Here is a 19,586-nt window from a genome sequence, read left to right on the forward strand (position 1 = left end):
TAAAGGGTTGTTCTAGACTAGAACGTTGATAGGCAGGGTGTGTAAGCGCTGTGAGGCGTTGAGCTAACCTGTACTAATTGCCCGTGAGGCTTAACCATACAACACCCAAGAGGTTTTGGGTTGGACTTGAAATAAGCCAGTTGATTGTGGCGAGAACGAACAGCTTTCTAGATTACGTGTTTTGACTGAAAAGTGAAGACACACCAAATTTTGCTTGGCGACCATAGCGCTTTGGACCCACCTGACTCCATGCCGAACTCAGTAGTGAAACGAAGCAGCGCCGATGGTAGTGTGGGGTCTCCCCATGTGAGAGTAGGACATCGCCAGGCTTTGAATACAGTTGATTAAAGCCAATAAATATAAGCCTTTAATCATACAGAATTGGTGCGGAGTGGTAGTTCAGTTGGTTAGAATACCGGCCTGTCACGCCGGGGGTCGCGGGTTCGAGTCCCGTCCACTCCGCCACTATTTATAGGGGTATAGCTCCAATTGGCAGAGCAGCGGATTCCAAATCCGCGTGTTGGGGGTTCGAATCCCTCTACCCCTGCCACTCGAAAAGCACTGACATCCGTCAGTGCTTTTTTTATTTCAATCTTACCGATAGACTAACTTATGGATGGTTTTTGGTGTGACATCGAAGTCCGCGTGTTGGGGGCTGGGGCGCCAGTCCGATCGAATCCCTCTACACCTGCCACTTGAAAAGCACTGACATCCGTCAGTGCTTTTTTTTGATCTATTCAAACAAGTCTTCTAATAGTTCTTGGCCACAAATTGGCTTGGGCCTGTTGCATCGGGCTGGTGACTAAAACAAAGCTCATAGGCAAATGCCGTGGTATGCATTGGCTCTGTTCGGCTCTCACTGTGATATTCGACTTCCACAATCACTCTCTGATACCCCGATCCCTCAAATGCATCAAGTTTAGGTAGAAAATGGGATAAGTCCTCTGCTTTTAAGAGCCAACCCTCAACGCGATCATTGACAGAGTCGCTGAGCTCAATGCCGGGATAACCTGAGGCCGATCCCCAACCACGGTCGGTGCGTATTGCTTGTATACTCGCAGGGAACCACTGACCATGGACGTCCGCGAGCACATGGTGATTTGTGCCTTCTGGACACAGGGTTCCGTATACGAAGAGGTTGTTAAGCATAGGCGTCGCTCCATGAATGCACTTTGTTATTATTTCTTTTCTATCCTATCTCTGAGTTGAAGCAAGCAGCAAGTAATAAGTCAGTGCACCACTTGTATTTCAGCCTTCATGATCGCAAAATCGGCGCCCATTCTAGTAACAACCTATACTCACACTGGCAAGCGTTATGGTGGTGATCAAGCAATGAAAAAACGTATTGGCAAGGTAGTGGCATGGGGCAGTGCTATTTTTGTCCCTGCTGCGGTGATTGGTGTCAATGGCTACTTCACCGTGCCTGACAGCACCCAGCTCCATACAGTGTCTGGTATACATCGCCAGTGCGTTGATTACACACATTCTTCACCGCTTGACGAACAAGGCCGTTTTTCTTTGTTGGTGTGGAATATCTATAAACAACAGCGCCCTCAGTGGGACACGGCGTTAAGCCAGTATCATCAACCTCACCGTTTGATGTTGTTGCAAGAGGCAAGCTTTGGTCCACAATTGGCGCGTTGGATCACGCAAGCATCATTGCACTATGACCAAGCTTATGCGTTTGCGATGCAAGATGCTGTTGCAGGGGTGATGAACCTTTCCAAAGTGAACCCTTGGCACAGTTGTGCGTATACTGCGGTCGAGCCTTACCTGCGCCTTCCTAAAAGTGCTCTGTATAGTGAGTACCAGCTCTCCAATGGACAGCGCCTTGCGGTGGTGAATATTCATAGCATTAACTTTACTTATGCAATGGCCGCTTATAAGAAACAGTTGGCTGCATTGGAGCAAGCTTTGGCGCGTGTCGAAGGGCCTATTATTTTAGCCGGTGATTTTAATACTTGGTCTCAACGGCGGTTAGACGCGGTGAGAGCGATGGTTAAGCGCTTATCATTACAAGAAATGGGTTATCACCCCGATGAGCGAATGACTAAATTTGGGTTGCCGTTGGATCATGTTTTCTACCGTGGGTTATCGGTAGAAAAGGCGAGTGCGATAGATAATGGTGCCTCCGATCACGCAGCGATAGAGGCACAACTGAAAGTGACAGGATAGAGGCAACGAGGGGAGCCCCCTCGCTGAACTTTCCTAACTTAGTGCTATGACGATGGCCCAACTGGCAAAAACGGCAACCCAAGGCAGGGTAGCGACGACAATCGCTTTGCCATGATTGAGTGGTGTCCAAGTGCCGATAACCGTAATGCTTAATACCCAGTACCACGGGAGCAGTAGTGGTAAGCTTGCTGCCCATGCACTCCATGAGGAGGCGAGCGGCAATTTTAGCAAGCCATTAAGACTATTTAAGTCCGCATGAGCCGGCAAAATAAAACCGGATGATAAAGTCATATTGGTATAGCTTGCTAAATCGCCTACGACGGCGGGCAAAAAGATAAAGCAAGAGGCCGCGAGCCAGTGACGATAGCCAAAGTTAGGGGCTTCTTGTTTGGTGGCTAACCGAAACCACAACGCCAAGGCAAAAATGACCGCCGCTCGGCCAAACCAATCTCCGAGCACTTCAGAGGCAAGAAGTGTTTCACGTTGTAACCACTTTTCAGCGTCTGCAGGTGGCATCGATAATTGTTGCGCGAGTGCTTGCTGAAGCGCGGCAAGGTTGGTGTGATCAAAATAAGCACTCCAAAATGCAATAGCGCTTAGGCTCATGAGCAAATAAGCCAACCAACCCCATACCGGGCGCTGGCTTAATGCAGCAAAGCACGCACTGGGACGAAGGACGATGTCTCTTAAGGCGAACAATGGATTGGCTGAAGCTTGCATCATGAGCCGCTACTCCGAGAAATGTCGATATGCAGTGTTAGCTTTTGACCTGGTTGGATATACGCGTTTTGGCGTAACTGGTTCCATTTAACCAGCTCGGCGACTGATACATTGTAGCGTTGTGCAATACTGCTCAACGAATCACCTTGTCGAATTCGGTAGGTAATCGTGCGGATGCGACGTGCATCCCCCTCTTTATCCCAAACGACCAACTTCTGGCCAATGCTGAGGGTGTCGCGAGGACTCATGCCGTTCCACTTAGCGAGCTGACGATAATCAACGCCATAACGACGGGCGATTGTCCAAAAGCTGTCGCCTTGGCGGACTGTGTGGGTGCGCTTGTGGCCGTCTCGCTCCGCCGCTTGCAATGCTGCGAGGCGCTGTGGTGCGCTTAGCGTATATTGTGATTCATCTTTCAGCGAAACAGGGATCATCAGGCGCTGACCCACGCGAATACGTGAGGAGTGGAGTTGGTTAGCACGTTTTAATACTTTGACGGTGGTGTTGTACTCAGCCGCGATTTCACTCAGGCTATCACCTGACTTCACCGCATAACGTTCCACACGAAGCCCTTGGTTGTCATTTTTAGCCAACTCAGTATTAAAGCGTTCCACATTTTCGTTGGGCAACAATAAGTGGGTGGGGCCTGATGGTGACGTTGCCCAATGGTTATACGCAGGGTTAAGGCTTTGTAGCTCAGAAACACTTAAACCGGCATAGTTAGCCGCGAGAGCGAGATCCATTTGCATCTTAGGATCGACCAAGGTCAGTGCTGGCTGGTTAGGGATCGCAGGGACCTCTAAGCCATATTGATCTTGATGGCGTAGTACATCGCCAAGTGCAATCAGCTTAGGCACATAACTGCTGGTTTCTTTGGGGAGATCCAAATGCCAAAAATCGGTGGGTTGGCCACGTTGCTTGTTGCGACGAATAGCACGAGCCACGCGTCCCTCGCCGGAGTTATATGCAGCGATAGCGTGTAACCAATTACCATCAAACATGCCATGCAAGTACTCGAGGTAATCGAGCGCTGCATCGGTTGATTGCACCACATCACGTCGGCCGTCGTACCACCAATTTTGTTCTAGGCCAAAACGTCGGCCGGTTGCTGGGACAAATTGCCAAAGGCCAGCAGCCCGGCCATGCGAGTAAGCAAATTGATCAAACGAGCTTTCTACGACTGGAAGCAATGCCAGCTCGAGTGGCATGTTGCGTGCTTCGACTTTCTCTACGATCAGGTGCAAAAATGGCGTGGCGCGCTCAGCGACCGTGGCAAGGTGATTAGGGTACTTTAAGTACCAATTACGATAACGGCGCACCGAGGCGTTATCAGGTACTGGAAGCGAAAGCTGCATACTGATGCGTTGCCACACATCATTCTGTTTTTGCGGGGAAAGTACCTTAGGCGTCGCGGGGGTGGCTTTCTTGGGCGTCTCTGCGGCTTTATCAGGCGAGCGCGTTGTTTCTTTTGCGACAACGGGCGGTGCCTCGGAGGCGATATCCGTATTTTGAGCGTCGCCGATAGATTGACAGCCGCTCAGCAACAGCGTGCTCAATATAATAAAACGGTACTTCATTGCATAAAACCTTCGTCCAAAATAGCCGATGATGATAGGGGCTGGCCTCATTGATGACAAGAGACTCAGCTCAAAATTCGTCCTTCCACTGACGCAGCGCACGGAAAACGGCAAGCTCGTCGTCGGCAGTGGTGCGACCTACGACCGCTTGAATGACCGTCGGCTCTTGAGTGCGCAAAAATGGATTAATGCGCTTTTCTCGCTCTATGGTACTGGGGAGCGTTTGCTTACCTTGGGCGCGTAAGCGGTTCACTTCTTCCCGGTATAGATGTAATGCATCGTTTTCAGGCTCCACAGTCAGCGCAAACGCGACATTGGCGGCGGTATACTCATGGGCACAATACACTTGGGTTTCGATGGGGAGCGATGCCAGTTTTTTCAATGAGTTGAGTGATTGTTCAGCGGTGCCACCGAGTAAACGGCCACAACCGGCTGAAAACAATGCATCGCCACAGAACAGCTTACCATCGCCGACAAATGCAATGTGATCGTCGGTGTGGCCTTCGACACCGACGACCAAAAAACGATGGTCAAAGACATCAATTTGGTCACCGTCACCAACCGCCATTGAACGTTGAGGTATCGGGTGAACATCTGGGCCGATCACTTTGGCGCTTGGCGCATAGCGTACAAGATCGTCAATGCCATTGGTGTGATCCCAATGGTGGTGTGTGATAAGAATGCACGATAAAGTCAATGAATTCGCTTTGAGGTAGTCAATAACCTGACTTGCCTCACCCGGATCGACCACGGCGCAGCGATTATCTTCACTAATAATGAGCCATATGTAATTATCGTTAAATGCAGGTATGCTTTTTACATGAAGCATTGGGTTCTCCAGCGATAGAATGAGCCTTAATCAATGAAACCAGCGCGCATAGAACATCAGTTTGACTATCCCTATACGTGGGACCAAGTTGCTTACGGTGATTGGGCGCGCACCCAATTGCAAACTCGGCTGGATGAATGGTTGCCGACCTTATTTGGCTACCATTTGCTGAAATTGGGCGGCTTAAGCTGCGAGCTAGTCAGTGAACAGTGTAACATTCAACACCAAGTCTGTGTCGACCAACATAACCCAATGCGCAATGTGACCGCGACACATTATGCCTTGCCATTTATCGAGAAATCTTTTGATGCGTGTGTATTAGCGCACCAACTTGATTATAGCGATGATCCTCACCGTTTATTACGAGAGGTTGATCGTGTGATGATTGATGACGGTTGCTTGATCATATCGGGTGTTAACCCCGCAAGCTTTTTGGGCGTAAAAAAAGTGCTACGTGGCAGGCATCAACGGCTTCCGTGGGGGGGACGGATGTTTTCACCTCTTCGCGTTAAAGATTGGTTGAGTGTCATGAACTATGAGGTGGTTGAGGCGCACCAGATGGGACTGTGGCCGACTCATCGACCCAGTGCCCGCCATGCTTGGGTAGAGAGTAGCGCCAGTATGGTGACACCTGCGCTTGGGTCCATTTATTTGATCATTGCGCGTAAGCGTAGCTACCCACTAAAACCCATTAAGCCTCGTTGGAAACTCAAGCAAGCGGTCTCACCGCTGGGCGGCGTTGTTCCCAACGGCGGCTAGAAATAGGATTAGTCTGCAGGCTGATAGCCTTCATCGATCTCGGTAGGGTGGTTGGCAGCGTCGCGCGCGAGCTCGTCACAACGCTCATTTTCCGGGTGTCCAGCGTGGCCTTTCACCCAGTTCCAGGTGATTTGGTGCTTAGATGCCGCTTGATCAAGCTGTTGCCATAAATCGGCATTTTTCACCGGTTTCTTATCCGCCGTCTTCCATTGGCGTTTTTTCCAATTATGGATCCATTGGGTGATCCCTTGTCGAACGTACTGGCTGTCTGTAGTGAGAACCACGTTACAGCTTGTATTAAGCGCATTTAAGCCGACAATTGCCGCCATTAGTTCCATGCGATTGTTGGTGGTGAGGGTGAAACCGGCACTCAAGGTTTTTTCATGTTGTTTGTAGCGCATCACCACACCATACCCGCCCGGCCCCGGGTTGCCGAGACAAGAACCGTCTGTGAAAATTTCTACCTGCTTGGTCATCTTTGATACTATTGGCTATTCATCTGAGCCAAGTTTGACACAGTTATTGCCATGAAAGCGAATTACGATCGCCTCGTTGTGCTTGATACCGAAACCACCGGTATGAACCGCGAAGGGGGGCCACATTATCAAGGCCACAATATTATTGAAATCGGTGCGGTTGAGATTATCAACCGTAAGCTGACGGGGCGGCACTTTCATGCCTACATTCAGCCTACACGCGCGATCGATCCTGAGGCGATTTCGGTACACGGTATCACCGATGCCTTTTTGGCCGACAAGCCGCGATACGCGCAAATCCATCAAGCCTTTGTTGATTTTATTCAAGGGGCGGAGCTGATCGCCCATAACGCGCCCTTTGATGTGGGGTTTATGGATTATGAATTCAAAAACCTAGGTGTCTCGCTGCAAACCACTGAGCTTTGCACCATCACAGACACCTTAGCGATGGCGAAGAAAATCTTCCCTGGAAAGCGTAACAACCTTGATGTGTTGTGCGATCGCTACGGTATTGATAACTCTCGGCGAACGCTTCACGGCGCTTTGTTGGATGCGGAGATCCTTGCTGACGTATACCTATTAATGACCGGGGGACAAACTAACTTGTCATTTAATGCGGGTACTGAGACGGATAATGCAAGTCCAATGGCACCAAGAACCGTTAAGCGTCAGAAATCGCTAAAGGTTATTCCCGCATCGGCCGATGAAATGAGTGCGCACGAAGCGCGTTTAGACTTTATTGAGCAAAACGGTAGCTGTCTTTGGCGGCAGTAGGAGAAGGCATGAAGAAGCGATGGTGGGCGGTGTGTGTTTGTTTTCCCTTGTTGGCACACGCTAACGAGCAAGAAATTCGTCTGCTGGAAAATCGCTTCCGTGTTGATCCAACCATTGAACGTGCGGCCTTCGTGATTTATCGAGAAAAGCCAAGCATGCCAGTGGTGTTGGTACGCCCGGACGGCACCAAATATTATGCATGGCGCCACCCAGACAAAGTATCCTGGCATCAAGAATCAGACATGGACATCGTGTCGATTACCGACCCCATGCCAGGACCATGGCAAGCGATTGGCCGAGTGAGCCCTGACAACAAAGTCCGTGTTTTAAGTGACTTGCGTATGCAGGTTGAAGACTTACCCAGTCGTCTTTATCAAGGCGAGGCGGTGAAGTTTACCGCACAGCTCATGCTGGGCGATAAGCCCCTTAACTTGCGTGACTTCATTGAGCGTGTCGATTTGACCGTACACTTTACTGAGTTCATCGAAGATCCGGAGTCGCTTAATCCCGATCAGCGGCCACAGCCCAAAGCATTAGGGCAATTTAGTGACGACGGCTCGGGGCTTGATGAAGCACCCAATGACGGCGTTTTCACCGTGTCTTTGCCGATTAACGTCATGCCAGGAAAATACCGCGCACGCGTGACCTCGGGTAACGGTATTTTTTTCCGTACTTTAGAGCAACAAGTCTTAGTTTACCCGACACCGTTAATGGCCACGTTTAAACAAAGCCAAGGAGAGGGCGAACCGCATCAATTGGTTGTTGAGTCCGAGCAGGCCAGTATTGAGCCAGGTAGCGTGTCTGTTCACGCCAAATTCACCGATACCGAAGGAAAAACGACGGTCTACCAAACAACCGCTGAGGAAGAGCAGCAAACGATTACGCTCGATATTCCTTATGCCAGTACACCTGGACAATACAAATGGCGGACAACCTTGTATGCGACGGATCAGTTATCGGGACGACCCTTGGTTTTTCCTCTTCCAGAACAAACCTTTGCGGTCACCGATTACGCGGCGCTGGAAGAAGCCGAAGCAGAGCGTGAAGCGCGTGAACAAGCCATGATGGAAGCAGCGGAGGCGCGCCGCCAACAACGAGAGCGAGAAGAAGCACGAACCACTTCCCTGTTGATCATTGGATTAGGTAACTTATTGGTGATGCTGATAGGTGCCGCCACTTGGTTTGTCTTGCGAAAACGCAAAGCACGCAAATTGGCTGAAGCGGCGCAAGAGCTGGAAGCCCCTCCACTGGACAGCGACGGCGACGACCAAGCCAGTGAGCTTGACATGGATAGGCCGGATAAAAACGACTAGCACTGTGGTGCGAGTAAGCCCATCTATACGGGCAATAAAAAAGAGAGGGAAGCCCTCTCTTTTTTCGTTACGCCATTGATGCAAGAAAATACGGTTAAGCCGCGTTATGCATCTTGCTCTCCTTGACCGACGCGGCGGGCAGCTCTGACGGGTCAAAGTCATCCACATTGATCGTTTCAAGGCGGCCTTGCTCGGCTTCTCGCAATAGTGCAGCTTCTTGCTCGGTAATCACGCCGGCGCTCAAGCCTTTATCCGCGACTTGGTCGAGGAACATAAACGGCAGCTTCTCACCGATGCCATCACACACTTTTTTATGAATAGGCTCGGCATTCAAAATGTCATGCAGTGCCTTTTCAATATTACCAATCGCATTACCTGGCTCGAAGTACTGACCTCGGCCGAGGCGATCACGCGTTGCACTGGGTGATTGTAAAATGACAGCCAGTTTGCCATCGAGGCGATCGCCAGGCTGACGGCGTCCTTTACCCAGCGGTAATACCAGTACGCGCACTAAGCCAGCAACTACTCGATTCGGGAAGTTAGCGATAAAGCCATCCAGTGCTTGTTCAGCTTGGTACATGGCGTCTTGCATGCCCCAATGCACCAGAGGGAGATCCTCTTTCTGATAGCCTTCATCGGCATAGCGTTTCATGGTGGCTGACGCAAGATAAAGCTGGCTCAGCACATCGCCAAGGCGCGCTGACAAGCGCTCTTTACGCTTGAGGTTGCCGCCTAATACTGCCATAGAGACATCGGCGAGTAGCGCGAGCGCGGCACTGTAGCGATTCATCTGCTGGTAATAACGACGTGTCGCGTCTTTGCGGGGAGCTTTAGACAAACGACCATCGGTAAGACCAAGCCAGAAAGCACGTGCAACATTGCTAAACACAAAGCCAACATGACCAAATAAGGCCTTATCAAACGCTGCGAGGGCGGCTTGCTGATCGCTATTTTCGCTGGCACGAATCTCATCCAACACGAATGGATGGCAACGAATCGCACCTTGACCGAAGATGATCATTGAACGCGTCAGGATGTTAGCGCCTTCCACCGTGATGGCGATCGGCGAACCTTGATAGTTGCGTCCCAGGAAGTTTTTTGGTCCCAGGCAGATGCCTTTACCGCCTGCCACATCCATCGCATCAATCACACCTTGTTGACTGCGGTGGGTACAGTGATATTTAACGATGGCAGAAATGACCGAGGGCTTCTCGCCGATATCGATACCCGTCACCGTCAGCGCGCTGGCGGCATCCATCACGTAGGCGTTGCCAGCAATACGCGCGAGAGGCTCTTCAATCCCTTCCATTTTACCAATGGGGAGTTTGAACTGACGGCGAATGCGTGCGTAAGCCCCTGTTGCTAGGGCGGCTGACTTTAGTCCTCCCGTGGTATTGGAGGGTAGGGTAATGCCGCGACCAATTGACAGGCATTCCATCAGCATACGCCAGCCTTGGCCTGCCATTTTCTGGCCACCAATAATAAAGTCCATCGGTACGAAGACGTCGTTGCCTTGAGTTGGACCGTTTTGGAAAGGCACGTTAAGCGGGAAATGGCGACGGCCAATCTCAACCCCTTCGAGGTCCGTTGGGATCAGCGCACAGGTAATGCCAAGTTCATCCTGATCGCCTAACAGGTGTTCAGGATCGCGTAGCTTAAACGCCAGCCCCAACACAGTGGCAACCGGGGCGAGGGTAATATAACGTTTGTTCCAGGTGATTTTCATCCCCAGCACTTCTTCACCTTGCCACATACCTTTGGTGACCACACCATAATCAGGAATCGAGCCTGCATCAGAGCCCGCCTCTGGGCTGGTCAACGCAAAACAAGGGATTTCTTTACCTTGGGCCAAACGAGGGAGGTAATGGTCTTTTTGCTCTGTGGTGCCGTAATGCTGGAGCAATTCACCTGGGCCTAGTGAGTTAGGGACCCCCACGGTGGATGACAGCACACCAGAGACGCCTGACAGTTTTTGCAGCACCAAGGATTGCGCGTAGGCAGAAAATTCCAAGCCACCATATTGCTTTTTGATGATCATGGCGAAGAATTTGTTGTCTTTCAAATATTGCCAAACATCCTCGGGCAGGTCAGCGAGTTCATGCGTGACTTGGTAGTCATCGACCATGCGGCAGACTTCGTTGACCGGTCCATCTAAAAATGCTTGCTCTTCCGCACTCAGCGTCGGGGCGGGAATGTCATGCAGTTTGTTCCAATCCGGCGCGCCGCGGAATAGGTCGGCTTCCCACCAGACTGTTCCCGCATCAATCGCTTCTTTTTCCGTCGCTGACATTTCTGGCATCACGGATTTAAATGCTTTGAAAGCGGGCTTGCTGAGCCAGTTGCGACGAAACGTCACGATATTGAGGGGCAACGCGATCACGGCAAAGATCAACCAAGTGATCTCCCCGACGCTGCCCATGATTGTCCCTACAACTAGTCCGGCTGCGAGCACGGCAGTCGATACCAGCAGCTTGGCACGATGGTATGCGAGTACACCGGCCAGTATTAGCATGGCGGCGATATATAACCCTGTTGCCATCACGTCATCTCCTTAGGTTTTGGTTTGCCCTTACTGTCGTGGTAAGAGGTCGTACCACTCAATGTAAGCAAATAATTAACGAATTGTAAAATGATACGGTGTGACCTAGCTTGCAAGGTGAGAAAATCACCACTTGAGGATGAGGACAACTGGCAAGATAGGTTGCCATTCAAGCAAACGTGACCTAGCTCGCTTGTCGGAAGGGCTCGGCAGTCGACAGCCGTAAAACGATGCGGGTACACTGGCAGTCATGTGACGTTATGCCTGTCAGGCGAGAACGTCAGATATTTGTTAACAGTGGGAAAGTGCCATGTACCAAGATATTATTCGCGGTGAGCTGACAGAAGCTGCCGATGTGTTAACAGCGTTTTTAAGTGATGACAATAACATTCAGCAAATCGAGAAAGCCGCGAAACTGTTGGCCGATAGTTTTAAGGCCAGTGGCAAGGTGCTCTCTTGTGGTAATGGCGGCTCGCATTGTGATGCCATGCATTTTGCTGAAGAATTGACCGGGCGCTACCGAGAAAACCGTCCTGGTTATCCCGCGATTGCCATTTCAGATCCAAGCCATATTTCGTGCGTGTCGAATGACTTTGGCTACGAGTATGTTTTCTCGCGTTATCTTGAGGCGGTGGGCATGAAAGGCGACGTGTTGTTTGGGCTATCTACATCGGGCAATTCGGGGAATATCCTCAATGCCATTGATGTCGCCAAACAAAAAGGCATGAAGACCATTATGCTTACGGGAAAAGACGGCGGCAAAATGGCAGGTCTCGCTGATATTGAAATCCGTGTGCCTCACTTTGGTTATGCGGATCGTATTCAGGAAGTCCATATCAAAATTATCCATATTCTTATCCAGCTAGTGGAAAAGGAAATGGCAGCGTAACCCCGCGGAGGTAGATGAAAGAATGTGCGAGCTGCTTGGCATGAGTGCCAACGTCCCAACCGATATTTGTTTTAGCTTTACTGGCTTGATTCAGCGCGGCGGTAAAACGGGCCCGCATCGCGATGGCTGGGGGATCACCTTTTATGAAGGCAAAGGGTTTCGCACCTTTAAAGATCCAGCACCCAGTAGCCAGTCCAAGGTCGCAGAGCTGGTCACCAGTTATCCGATAAAAAGCTGTGCGGTGGTTAGCCATATTCGCCAAGCAAATCGAGGTGGGATCAGCTTAGAAAACACACATCCTTTCACTCGTGAGATCTGGGGGCGTTATTGGACGTTTGCTCACAATGGGCAGTTATCTGGGTTTGAGAGCCTGGATACTGGCCACTTTAAGCCTGTCGGGGAAACAGATAGTGAGAAAGCGTTTTGTTGGTTATTGAATGAGTTGTTTAAGCACTATCCGCAACAGCCAGACAATATGTGTGAGGTGTTTGACTTTATCGCTTCACGCTGTGATCGCCTGCGCGCGTTGGGTGTCTACAACATGCTGTTTAGCGATGGCGACTATGTCATGGCTTATTGTACCAATAACCTCCATTGGATCACGCGTCGCGCTCCGTTTGGAAAAGCTAGCCTGATCGACCAAGAGATGACGGTCGATTTTCATGAGCAAACCACGCCTAACGATGTGGTGACCGTGATTGCCACGCAACCCCTTACCAACAACGAGCGCTGGCATAAAATGGCTGAAGGGGAATATTGTGTGTTTCACTTTGGCGAGGTGTATTGCGCCAATCACACATCGGTATCTTAGCGAATAAAAAAGGCGCGAATGCGCCTTATTTTATGTTGTCAGTGTCTATACGAGCTACGCGTCTGCGGCATAGCCGGCGTGGCCGAGTGCCTGACCATCAAGCCAAGCGTGATCTTCCATCATCTTCAGGCGGCCATCGACAAACCACTTGACCACCAGTGGGTAGATCCTGTGCTCTTGTTGTTGGACGCGCGCGGCGACAGACTCTGCGTCGTCGTCCTCAAAAATAGGCACGCGAGCTTGGAGTATCACGGGGCCACCGTCGAGCTCTTCAGTGACAAAATGCACCGATGTACCATGCTCGGTATCGCCAGCATTAATCGCACGCTGGTGGGTATGCAGTCCTGTGTACTTGGGGAGCAGGGAGGGGTGAATGTTGAGCATTCGCCCCGCATAGTGGGCAACGAAACCTGGGGTTAAAATACGCATAAAACCCGCCAGTAGGACGAGGTCGGGCTGATAGGCATCTAGCGCTCGAATAAGCGCCGCATCATACTCTTCTCGGCTAGCATAATCGGTGTTGGCAACCACTTGAGCCGGTATCCCGGCGTGCTCGGCACGCGTGAGCCCATAGGCGTCAGCTTTATTGGCAATCACGGCGACAATGTTCGCGCGCTGCGCGTGAATGTTATCAATCAATGCTTGCAAATTGGAACCGCTGCCGGAAATCAAGACGACAATGCGCTTCATGCTTTCAGCTCCACCTGTGCGTCTTCGCCCGTCGCGTGAGCAATATGGCCCAGTTGCCAGGCGGTTTCGCCCGCTTGATTTAACAGGGTAATCGCTTTGTCAGCTTCAGCCTGAGGGAGTGCAATCACAAGTCCCACACCACAGTTAAAGGTGCGTAGCATTTCATAGTCACTGACGTTGCCTTTTTCTTGCAACCAGTTAAATACAGGCGGCCATTGCCAACTGGTGTTGTCGATCACCGCCTTGGTTCCAGCGGGCAATACGCGGGGGATGTTCTCCCAAAAGCCGCCACCTGTGATATGAGAAATCGCGTGAACGGGGATTTGCTCAAGCAGGGCTAATACCGATTTGACGTAAATGCGGGTCGGGGCTAGCAAGTGATCGATGAGTGGTTGGCCTTCTAGGTCGTCACTCAGGTTTGCTTGACTGACTTCGAGGATCTTTCGGATCAGCGAGTAGCCGTTTGAATGCGGGCCACTAGACGCAAGGCCAATCAAGGCGTCGCCATCGCTGACTTGGCTCCCATCAATGATGGCAGACTTCTCGGCAACACCGACACAAAAACCAGCCACATCGTAATCATCGCCGCTGTACATGCCAGGCATTTCCGCGGTCTCGCCGCCGATAAGGGCGCAACCTGCTTGCTGACAGCCTTGGGCGATACCCGTCACAACGTCCGCCGCGACGTCAACATCCAACTTGCCTGTTGCATAGTAGTCGAGGAAAAAGAGAGGCTCAGCACCTTGCACGATCAGATCGTTAACGCACATTGCAACCAGATCGATGCCGATAGTATCGTGTTTATTCGCATCCAGCGCTAAGCGCAGCTTGGTACCCACGCCGTCTGTACCAGAGACCAATACCGGTTCTTTGTATTTGGTTGGCAATGAACAAAGCGCGCCAAAGCCTCCTAGGCCTCCCATGACTTCGGGCCGGTGCGTTTGTTTTACTACCCCTTTAATGCGGTCGACTAGTGCGTTACCAGCGTCAATATCGACACCAGCGTCCTTATAGCTAAGAGATGATTGTTTACCGCTCACTGCAATTCCTCGCCGGAGTTGGAAGTCAAAAGTCGGCGCTATTCTATCAGTGCATTCAGAGAAAGGAAAACGTTTGCGTAGGCTGTTTGGCGAGAATCTGGGCGATATGTCAAGCCCTAAGCCTACGCTAGCAAAAACCTTTCATGTATACTACCGAGAATTTGTTTTTTGTAAGGAGTCTAAGATGAAGGTCGTGGAAGTAAGGCACCCGTTAGTCAAACATAAAATCGGCTTGATGCGCGAGCGAGATATTAGCACCAAACGGTTTCGCGAGCTTGCGACCGAAGTGGGCAGTCTGCTGACTTATGAAGCGACGTCTGACTTCGATACAGAAAAAGTAACGATTGATGGCTGGGATGGCCCAGTTAATGTCGATCAAATCAAAGGCAAAAAAGTCACCGTGGTGCCTATTTTGCGTGCAGGCTTGGGCATGATGGATGGGGTGCTTGAGCATGTCCCAGGTGCGCGCATCAGTGTCGTCGGTGTGTATCGCGATGAAGAAACCCTAGAGCCTGTCCCTTACTTTCATAAACTAGCCAGTAATATCGACGAGCGCATGGCCTTGGTTGTGGATCCGATGTTGGCCACGGGGGGGTCGATGATTGCGACTATCGATTTGCTCAAAGAGCAGGGCTGTCAGCAGATCAAGGTCTTGGTATTGGTCTCTGCCCCAGAAGGGATTGAGGCATTGAAAAAAGCGCATCCTGATATTGAGCTTTATACGGCGGCTATCGATGAAAAGCTGGATGACAAAGGGTACATTGTACCTGGGCTTGGTGATGCCGGTGATAAGATTTTTGGTACCAAGTAAGCGTGCGTGAGCGGGCTAAGCCACTGCGTCAATGTCCGCTGAAGCATAAAAAACCCGCTCATTGGTAGCGGGTTTTTTCATACCAGGAGATAGCGCCTGACTCGTGGTGCAAAAACGACGCCTCTACGCAGTCAACGCCCCTATTCAGCCAACGTGGCCAAGTAACGCTGAATTTGAGCCTTAATGCCGGGACCATCGAGCTCAAGCTCGGCATGCACTTCTTGCTGGGTGCCTTGAGAGATAAAGCGATCGGGTAAACCGATTTGCCGTACAGGCTTGATAACTCCATGGCGCATCATCGCTTCAATCACCCCGGAGCCTGCACCACCTGCGACCGCATTTTCTTCCACGGTGACCAGGCAGTCATGCTTCTTGGCCATGTCGAGTAGCAGCGCTTCATCTAAAGGTTTGGCAAAGCGCATATCAACCAAGGTGGCATCCAGCTCGTCTGCTGCTTCCTGAGCATGCGGCAATAAGGTACCAAAGTTGAGGATGGCTAACCGTGTTCCCCGACGTTTGATCACGCCTTTGCCAATCGGCATCGCTTGCATCTTCTGTTCAATCTCTGCACCGATACCACTGCCGCGAGGATAGCGCACCGCCGCTGGCCCATTATGAATATGGCCGGTATACAGCATTTGGCGACACTCGTTTTCATCACTTGGCGTCATCACCACCAAGTTGGGGACACAGCGTAAATAGCTTAAATCAAAAGCGCCTTGGTGGGTTTGGCCATCTGCGCCAACAATCCCGCCACGGTCAATGGCAAACAGCACGGGTAAATTCATGATCGCGACATCGTGAATGACTTGATCATAGGCGCGCTGTAGGAAGGTCGAATAAATGGCCACCACAGGGTGGTAGGTACCGATTGCCATGCCTGCAGCCAGCGTCACTGAGTGCTGCTCAGCAATGGCGACATCAAAATATTTGTCTGGGTGCGTTTTAGAAAAGCGCACCATGCCGGAGCCTTCGCGCATGGCTGGCGTAATCGCGAGTAACTTGTCATCTTGTTCCGCCATATCACATAGCCAGTCGCCGAACACATTAGAAAACGTTGGGCTCGCTGGCTTGGATTTAGGCAGCGTGTGTACACTGGGGTCAAACTTAGGCACGGCATGGTACCCAATCGGATCTTTTTCCGCCGGCTCGTACCCTTTGCCTTTTTTGGTCATGACGTGCAAAAACTGCGGCCCTTTTAAATGGCGCATATTTTTGAGGGTTTTGACTAACTCTTCGACATCGTGGCCATCAATTGGGCCAATGTAGTTAAAGCCCAGCTCTTCAAACATGGTGCCTGGGACAACCATGCCTTTAAGGTGCTCTTCCGCGCGGCGCACTAACTCTTTAATTGGTGGCGCGCCCGACAATACTTTCTTACCGCCTTCACGAATACTGGTGTAGACATTGCCAGAGAGGAGTTGGGCAAAGTGATTATTCAGCGCGCCGACGTTTTCAGAAATGGACATCTCGTTGTCGTTGAGTACCACGAGCATATCGGGTTTGATATCGCCGGCATGATTCATGGCTTCAAATGCCATCCCAGCGGTGATTGCGCCATCGCCTATCACACTGACTACACGTCGATTCTGCCCCTCTTTTTGCGCACTAATGGCCATACCGAGCGCGGCGCTGATGGACGTTGAGGAATGACCAACCGACAGCACATCGTAGGGGCTTTCTCCGCGCCACGGAAAGGGGTGCAAACCGTCTTTTTTCCGGATAGTTTGCATGCGCTCACGTCGTCCAGTCAGGATCTTGTGCGGATAGGCTTGGTGCCCTACGTCCCAAACGAGGTGATCGAAGGGCGTGTTATACACATAGTGCAGCGCTACAGTCAGCTCCACGGTACCCAGCCCAGAGGCAAAGTGGCCACTTGAGTGACTGACCGTGTTGAGTAAATAGGTACGTAACTCTTCACAAAGCTGCGGCAGATGATCGCGTGGTAAGGTACGCAACTCTTCCGGCGTATCAGCAAGAGCGAGAGTGGGGTATTTTGATATATCCAGTGTCATAATGGTTCGGCGCTTTTATTAATCATGCTAGTTGTTGCGCTCGATGATATATCGGGCAAAAACTTCCAATTGTTCGGTATTGTAGGGGATTGCCTCCAAGGCGTGTAGTGCCTCTCGGTAAAGTTGTTCGGCTTTTTCTTGTGCACCGGCCAGCCCCAGCAATGCCGGGTAGGTACTTTTCTCTGCGTTTACGTCTGACCCTTGTGGCTTACCCAGTGTCTGGGTATCGCTGGTAATGTCCAAAATGTCGTCTTGAACTTGAAATGCGAGACCGATGGCGTCAGCAAAGCGATCAAGCGCACTTAAATGGCGCACGCCGGACTCGCCAGCGGCATAAGCGCCGAGCCTCACCGCCCCTTTGATCAATGCACCGGTTTTATTGTGGTGAATGCGTTTGAGTGCTTCAAGATCAACAGCACGTCCCTCCGCGGCTAAATCCAATGATTGTCCTAGGCACATACCCGCCGCACCGCTGGCCGTAGCCAAGGTTTTCACCATATGTATACGGTAAGGTTCGGCCGCTGGATTGAGTTCGCCTTCAGCCAGCACGGTAAAGGCCAGTGTTTGTAACGCGTCACCGGCCAAAATCGCGCTCGCTTCATCAAAGGCGACATGACAGGTTGGCTGCCCGCGTCGCAAGCTGTCGTTATCCATGGCAGGCAAATCATCATGAATCAACGAGTAGGCGTGAATACACTCCACGGCGACAGCCGGTGTATCAATTTGCGCAAGTGGCACACCAAACAACTGCCCTGTGGCATAGGTTAGAAAGGGGCGAATGCGTTTACCACCCAAGAGCAAACCATGGCGCATTGCCTGGATAAGCGGTTGATCTTGAGAGGATAAGGTATCAAGCCACGCTTCGAGTTGTTGATTACTTCGGGTTTGCGTTTCGCGCAGCGCATCGTGTACAACAGTGTTAATCATCGTCTTGAGGAGAAAACTCAGTCAGTGGCCCATCATCTTCTTGCGAAAGCAAGATCTCGACGCGTTGCTCGGCGTCTGCAAGGGTTTTTTGTCCTTGACGCGTGAGTGCAATGCCGCGTTCAAAACGTTTCATCGCGGTATCGAGAGGGAGTTCGCCGGACTCTAGCGCACCGACAATGCTATCTAACTCTTTGAGCGTGTCCTCAAAGGTCATATTTTCTGGTTTCTTCACAGCCATGATGCCATAAAATTAGAAAAGAGAGGCTAGACGGTAACTCAGTGGTTAAGGGCGGTCAAACCACTCGGCGTGTTTTTGTGTGCTTGGCGCCACCGTGGTAAAAGGCATGTTATCCTTGTTGGTATCAGCGGATTTACGCTAAACCTATAGGGTTGGTTGCCGATATAACCAATACCCTAAAAATGAAAAACAATGACTTGACGTAATTTAAGGGAGACTGACGTGGATATAGCGACGCTCATCGGCATTCTCGGCTCGTTTGCATTCGTAATAATGGCGATGCTGTTGGGCGGCACCATGAACATGTACTTTGACGTGCCATCGGTGCTGATCGTCATCGGGGGGAGCTTATTTGTGGTTCTCACCAAGTACACTATGGGGCAGTTCTTTGGCAGTTTTAAAATTGCAGGCAAGGCGTTCATGTTCAAATCTGATGACCCAGAGGACTTGATTGCCAAGATTATTGAGATGGCTGATGCGGCGCGTAAAGGTGGCTTCCTTGCCTTGGAAGAGATGGAAGTGAGTAACTCGTTTATGCAAAAAGGCGTGGACTTGCTCGTCGATGGTCATGATGCCGATGTGGTTCGTGCCACGTTGCACAAAGACATTAACCTTACCGAGGAGCGCCACGATCATGGCATCGGTTTTTACAGTGCCTTGGCTGATGTAGCGCCAGCGATGGGGATGATAGGGACCTTGATAGGGCTGGTGGCCATGCTATCGAACATGGATGATCCGAAGGCGATTGGCCCTGCAATGGCGGTTGCTTTGTTGACCACCATGTACGGTGCGATGTTGGCCAACATGGTGGCGACCCCCATCGCCAATAAACTTGCCTTGCGCAAGGAGCAAGAGAAACTGAATCGACGCTTGATTATGGACGGCTTACTTGCGATTCAAGATGGACAAAACCCGCGTGTCATTGATGGCTTTTTGAAAAACTATCTCAATGAGGGTAAGCGTGAGGTTGATGTCGATAATTAATCGGACTGAGGTTTTGGCT

Annotated in this window: 19 protein-coding genes, 2 tRNA genes and 2 rRNA genes; 12 read left to right on the plus strand and 11 right to left on the minus strand. The window is 51.0% G+C overall.

All coding sequences use genetic code 11. The annotated features are described in order from the left end of the window. From EHW58_RS12390 to EHW58_RS12405, 4 genes are all read left to right on the plus strand, one after another. Positions 1 to 98, plus strand: a 23S ribosomal RNA gene (locus tag EHW58_RS12390); the annotation flags it as partial. A gap of 115 nt (positions 99 to 213) precedes the next feature. After that, positions 214 to 329, plus strand: a 5S ribosomal RNA gene (rrf, locus tag EHW58_RS12395). A 59-nt stretch (positions 330 to 388) separates the two neighbouring features. Further along, positions 389 to 465: transfer RNA gene (locus tag EHW58_RS12400), tRNA-Asp, on the plus strand. Positions 466 to 473: 8 nt separating this feature from the next. Next, positions 474 to 550, plus strand: a tRNA-Trp gene (locus tag EHW58_RS12405). Positions 551 to 750: 200 nt separating this feature from the next. Here the strand turns inward: EHW58_RS12405 and EHW58_RS12410 are convergent. After that, the gene (locus EHW58_RS12410; protein ID WP_077668144.1) at positions 751 to 1,149 is read right to left on the minus strand and encodes a gamma-glutamylcyclotransferase family protein; all 399 of its coding nucleotides are present in this window, start codon (positions 1,147 to 1,149) and stop codon (positions 751 to 753) included. Positions 1,150 to 1,332: 183 nt separating this feature from the next. On the opposite strand from EHW58_RS12410, the gene EHW58_RS12415 reads away from it, so the two are divergent. After that, on the plus strand, positions 1,333 to 2,175 hold the full coding sequence (locus tag EHW58_RS12415) for an endonuclease/exonuclease/phosphatase family protein (protein WP_172969995.1): 843 nt from the start codon (positions 1,333 to 1,335) through the stop codon (positions 2,173 to 2,175). A 33-nt stretch (positions 2,176 to 2,208) separates the two neighbouring features. Here EHW58_RS12415 and EHW58_RS12420 read toward each other — a convergent pair whose 3' ends face one another. The 3 genes from EHW58_RS12420 to gloB form a co-directional block, all read right to left on the minus strand. Further along, positions 2,209 to 2,898 (minus strand): YIP1 family protein, encoded by a 690-nt coding sequence (locus tag EHW58_RS12420; RefSeq protein WP_370517136.1) that lies wholly within the window; start codon positions 2,896 to 2,898, stop codon positions 2,209 to 2,211. Further along, entirely contained in the window at positions 2,895 to 4,472 is a 1,578-nt protein-coding gene (locus EHW58_RS12425; protein ID WP_152796800.1) for a LysM peptidoglycan-binding domain-containing protein, read from the minus strand. The genes EHW58_RS12420 and EHW58_RS12425 overlap by 4 nt, the downstream gene beginning before the upstream one ends. Before the next feature lie 70 nt (positions 4,473 to 4,542). Continuing rightward, a complete protein-coding gene (gene gloB / locus EHW58_RS12430) occupies positions 4,543 to 5,301 on the minus strand; it encodes a hydroxyacylglutathione hydrolase (RefSeq protein ID WP_046073779.1) in 759 nt (252 codons plus the stop codon). Between the two features lie 33 nt (positions 5,302 to 5,334). Between gloB and EHW58_RS12435 the strand changes: the two genes are divergently transcribed. Further along, entirely contained in the window at positions 5,335 to 6,060 is a 726-nt protein-coding gene (locus tag EHW58_RS12435) for a methyltransferase domain-containing protein (protein WP_046073778.1), read from the plus strand. 8 nt (positions 6,061 to 6,068) lie between these two features. Here the strand turns inward: EHW58_RS12435 and rnhA are convergent, their stop codons facing one another. Further along, positions 6,069 to 6,536, minus strand: coding sequence for a ribonuclease HI (gene rnhA / locus EHW58_RS12440; protein ID WP_077578630.1), 468 nt, complete (start codon positions 6,534 to 6,536; stop codon positions 6,069 to 6,071). A gap of 51 nt (positions 6,537 to 6,587) precedes the next feature. On the opposite strand from rnhA, the gene dnaQ reads away from it, so the two are divergent. Both dnaQ and EHW58_RS12450 read left to right on the plus strand, forming a co-directional pair. After that, entirely contained in the window at positions 6,588 to 7,310 is a 723-nt protein-coding gene (dnaQ, locus tag EHW58_RS12445; RefSeq protein WP_046073776.1) for a DNA polymerase III subunit epsilon, read from the plus strand. Positions 7,311 to 7,318: 8 nt separating this feature from the next. After that, on the plus strand, positions 7,319 to 8,623 hold the full coding sequence (locus EHW58_RS12450) for a TIGR03503 family protein (protein ID WP_152796802.1): 1,305 nt from the start codon (positions 7,319 to 7,321) through the stop codon (positions 8,621 to 8,623). Between the two features lie 94 nt (positions 8,624 to 8,717). On the opposite strand, the gene fadE is transcribed toward EHW58_RS12450, so the two are convergent. After that, entirely contained in the window at positions 8,718 to 11,162 is a 2,445-nt protein-coding gene (gene fadE / locus EHW58_RS12455) for an acyl-CoA dehydrogenase FadE (protein ID WP_152796803.1), read from the minus strand. A 310-nt stretch (positions 11,163 to 11,472) separates the two neighbouring features. Between fadE and lpcA the strand changes: the two genes are divergently transcribed. Together lpcA and EHW58_RS12465 are read left to right on the plus strand one after the other, a co-directional pair. Then, positions 11,473 to 12,051: a D-sedoheptulose 7-phosphate isomerase gene (gene lpcA / locus EHW58_RS12460; RefSeq protein ID WP_046073773.1), complete on the plus strand. Its 579-nt coding sequence runs from the start codon at positions 11,473 to 11,475 to the stop codon at positions 12,049 to 12,051. 22 nt (positions 12,052 to 12,073) lie between these two features. Continuing rightward, complete coding sequence (locus EHW58_RS12465) at positions 12,074 to 12,862, plus strand: class II glutamine amidotransferase (RefSeq protein ID WP_046073772.1); 789 nt, start codon at positions 12,074 to 12,076, stop codon at positions 12,860 to 12,862. Positions 12,863 to 12,916: 54 nt separating this feature from the next. Here the strand turns inward: EHW58_RS12465 and purN are convergent, their stop codons facing one another. After that, positions 12,917 to 13,552 (minus strand): phosphoribosylglycinamide formyltransferase, encoded by a 636-nt coding sequence (gene purN, locus EHW58_RS12470; RefSeq protein WP_152796805.1) that lies wholly within the window; start codon positions 13,550 to 13,552, stop codon positions 12,917 to 12,919. Then, positions 13,549 to 14,592, minus strand: coding sequence for a phosphoribosylformylglycinamidine cyclo-ligase (gene purM, locus EHW58_RS12475; RefSeq protein ID WP_172969994.1), 1,044 nt, complete (start codon positions 14,590 to 14,592; stop codon positions 13,549 to 13,551). Before purM ends, purN begins: the two co-directional genes overlap by 4 nt. A 184-nt stretch (positions 14,593 to 14,776) precedes the next feature. Between purM and upp the strand changes: the two genes are divergently transcribed. Further along, the gene (upp, locus tag EHW58_RS12480) at positions 14,777 to 15,403 is read left to right on the plus strand and encodes a uracil phosphoribosyltransferase (RefSeq protein ID WP_152796807.1); all 627 of its coding nucleotides are present in this window, start codon (positions 14,777 to 14,779) and stop codon (positions 15,401 to 15,403) included. 140 nt (positions 15,404 to 15,543) lie between these two features. Here upp and dxs read toward each other — a convergent pair whose 3' ends face one another. From dxs to xseB, 3 genes are read right to left on the minus strand one after another with little or no spacing between them, the layout of a single operon-like run. Next, positions 15,544 to 17,418: a 1-deoxy-D-xylulose-5-phosphate synthase gene (gene dxs / locus EHW58_RS12485; RefSeq protein WP_152796809.1), complete on the minus strand. Its 1,875-nt coding sequence runs from the start codon at positions 17,416 to 17,418 to the stop codon at positions 15,544 to 15,546. A gap of 27 nt (positions 17,419 to 17,445) precedes the next feature. After that, positions 17,446 to 18,345: a (2E,6E)-farnesyl diphosphate synthase gene (gene ispA / locus EHW58_RS12490; RefSeq protein WP_152796811.1), complete on the minus strand. Its 900-nt coding sequence runs from the start codon at positions 18,343 to 18,345 to the stop codon at positions 17,446 to 17,448. Further along, positions 18,338 to 18,583: an exodeoxyribonuclease VII small subunit gene (gene xseB, locus EHW58_RS12495; protein WP_046073766.1), complete on the minus strand. Its 246-nt coding sequence runs from the start codon at positions 18,581 to 18,583 to the stop codon at positions 18,338 to 18,340. Before xseB ends, ispA begins: the two co-directional genes overlap by 8 nt. 222 nt (positions 18,584 to 18,805) lie before the next feature. Here xseB and pomA point away from each other — a divergent pair, with 222 nt between their 5' ends. Next, positions 18,806 to 19,567 carry a flagellar motor protein PomA gene (gene pomA, locus EHW58_RS12500; protein ID WP_172969993.1) on the plus strand — a complete coding sequence of 254 codons (762 nt, stop codon included), beginning with the start codon at positions 18,806 to 18,808 and terminating at the stop codon, positions 19,565 to 19,567. Positions 19,568 to 19,586 lie beyond the last annotated feature (19 nt).

The sequence above is a fragment of the Salinivibrio sp. VYel1 genome (genome assembly GCF_009377945.1).
Lineage (GTDB): Bacteria > Pseudomonadota > Gammaproteobacteria > Enterobacterales > Vibrionaceae > Salinivibrio > Salinivibrio siamensis.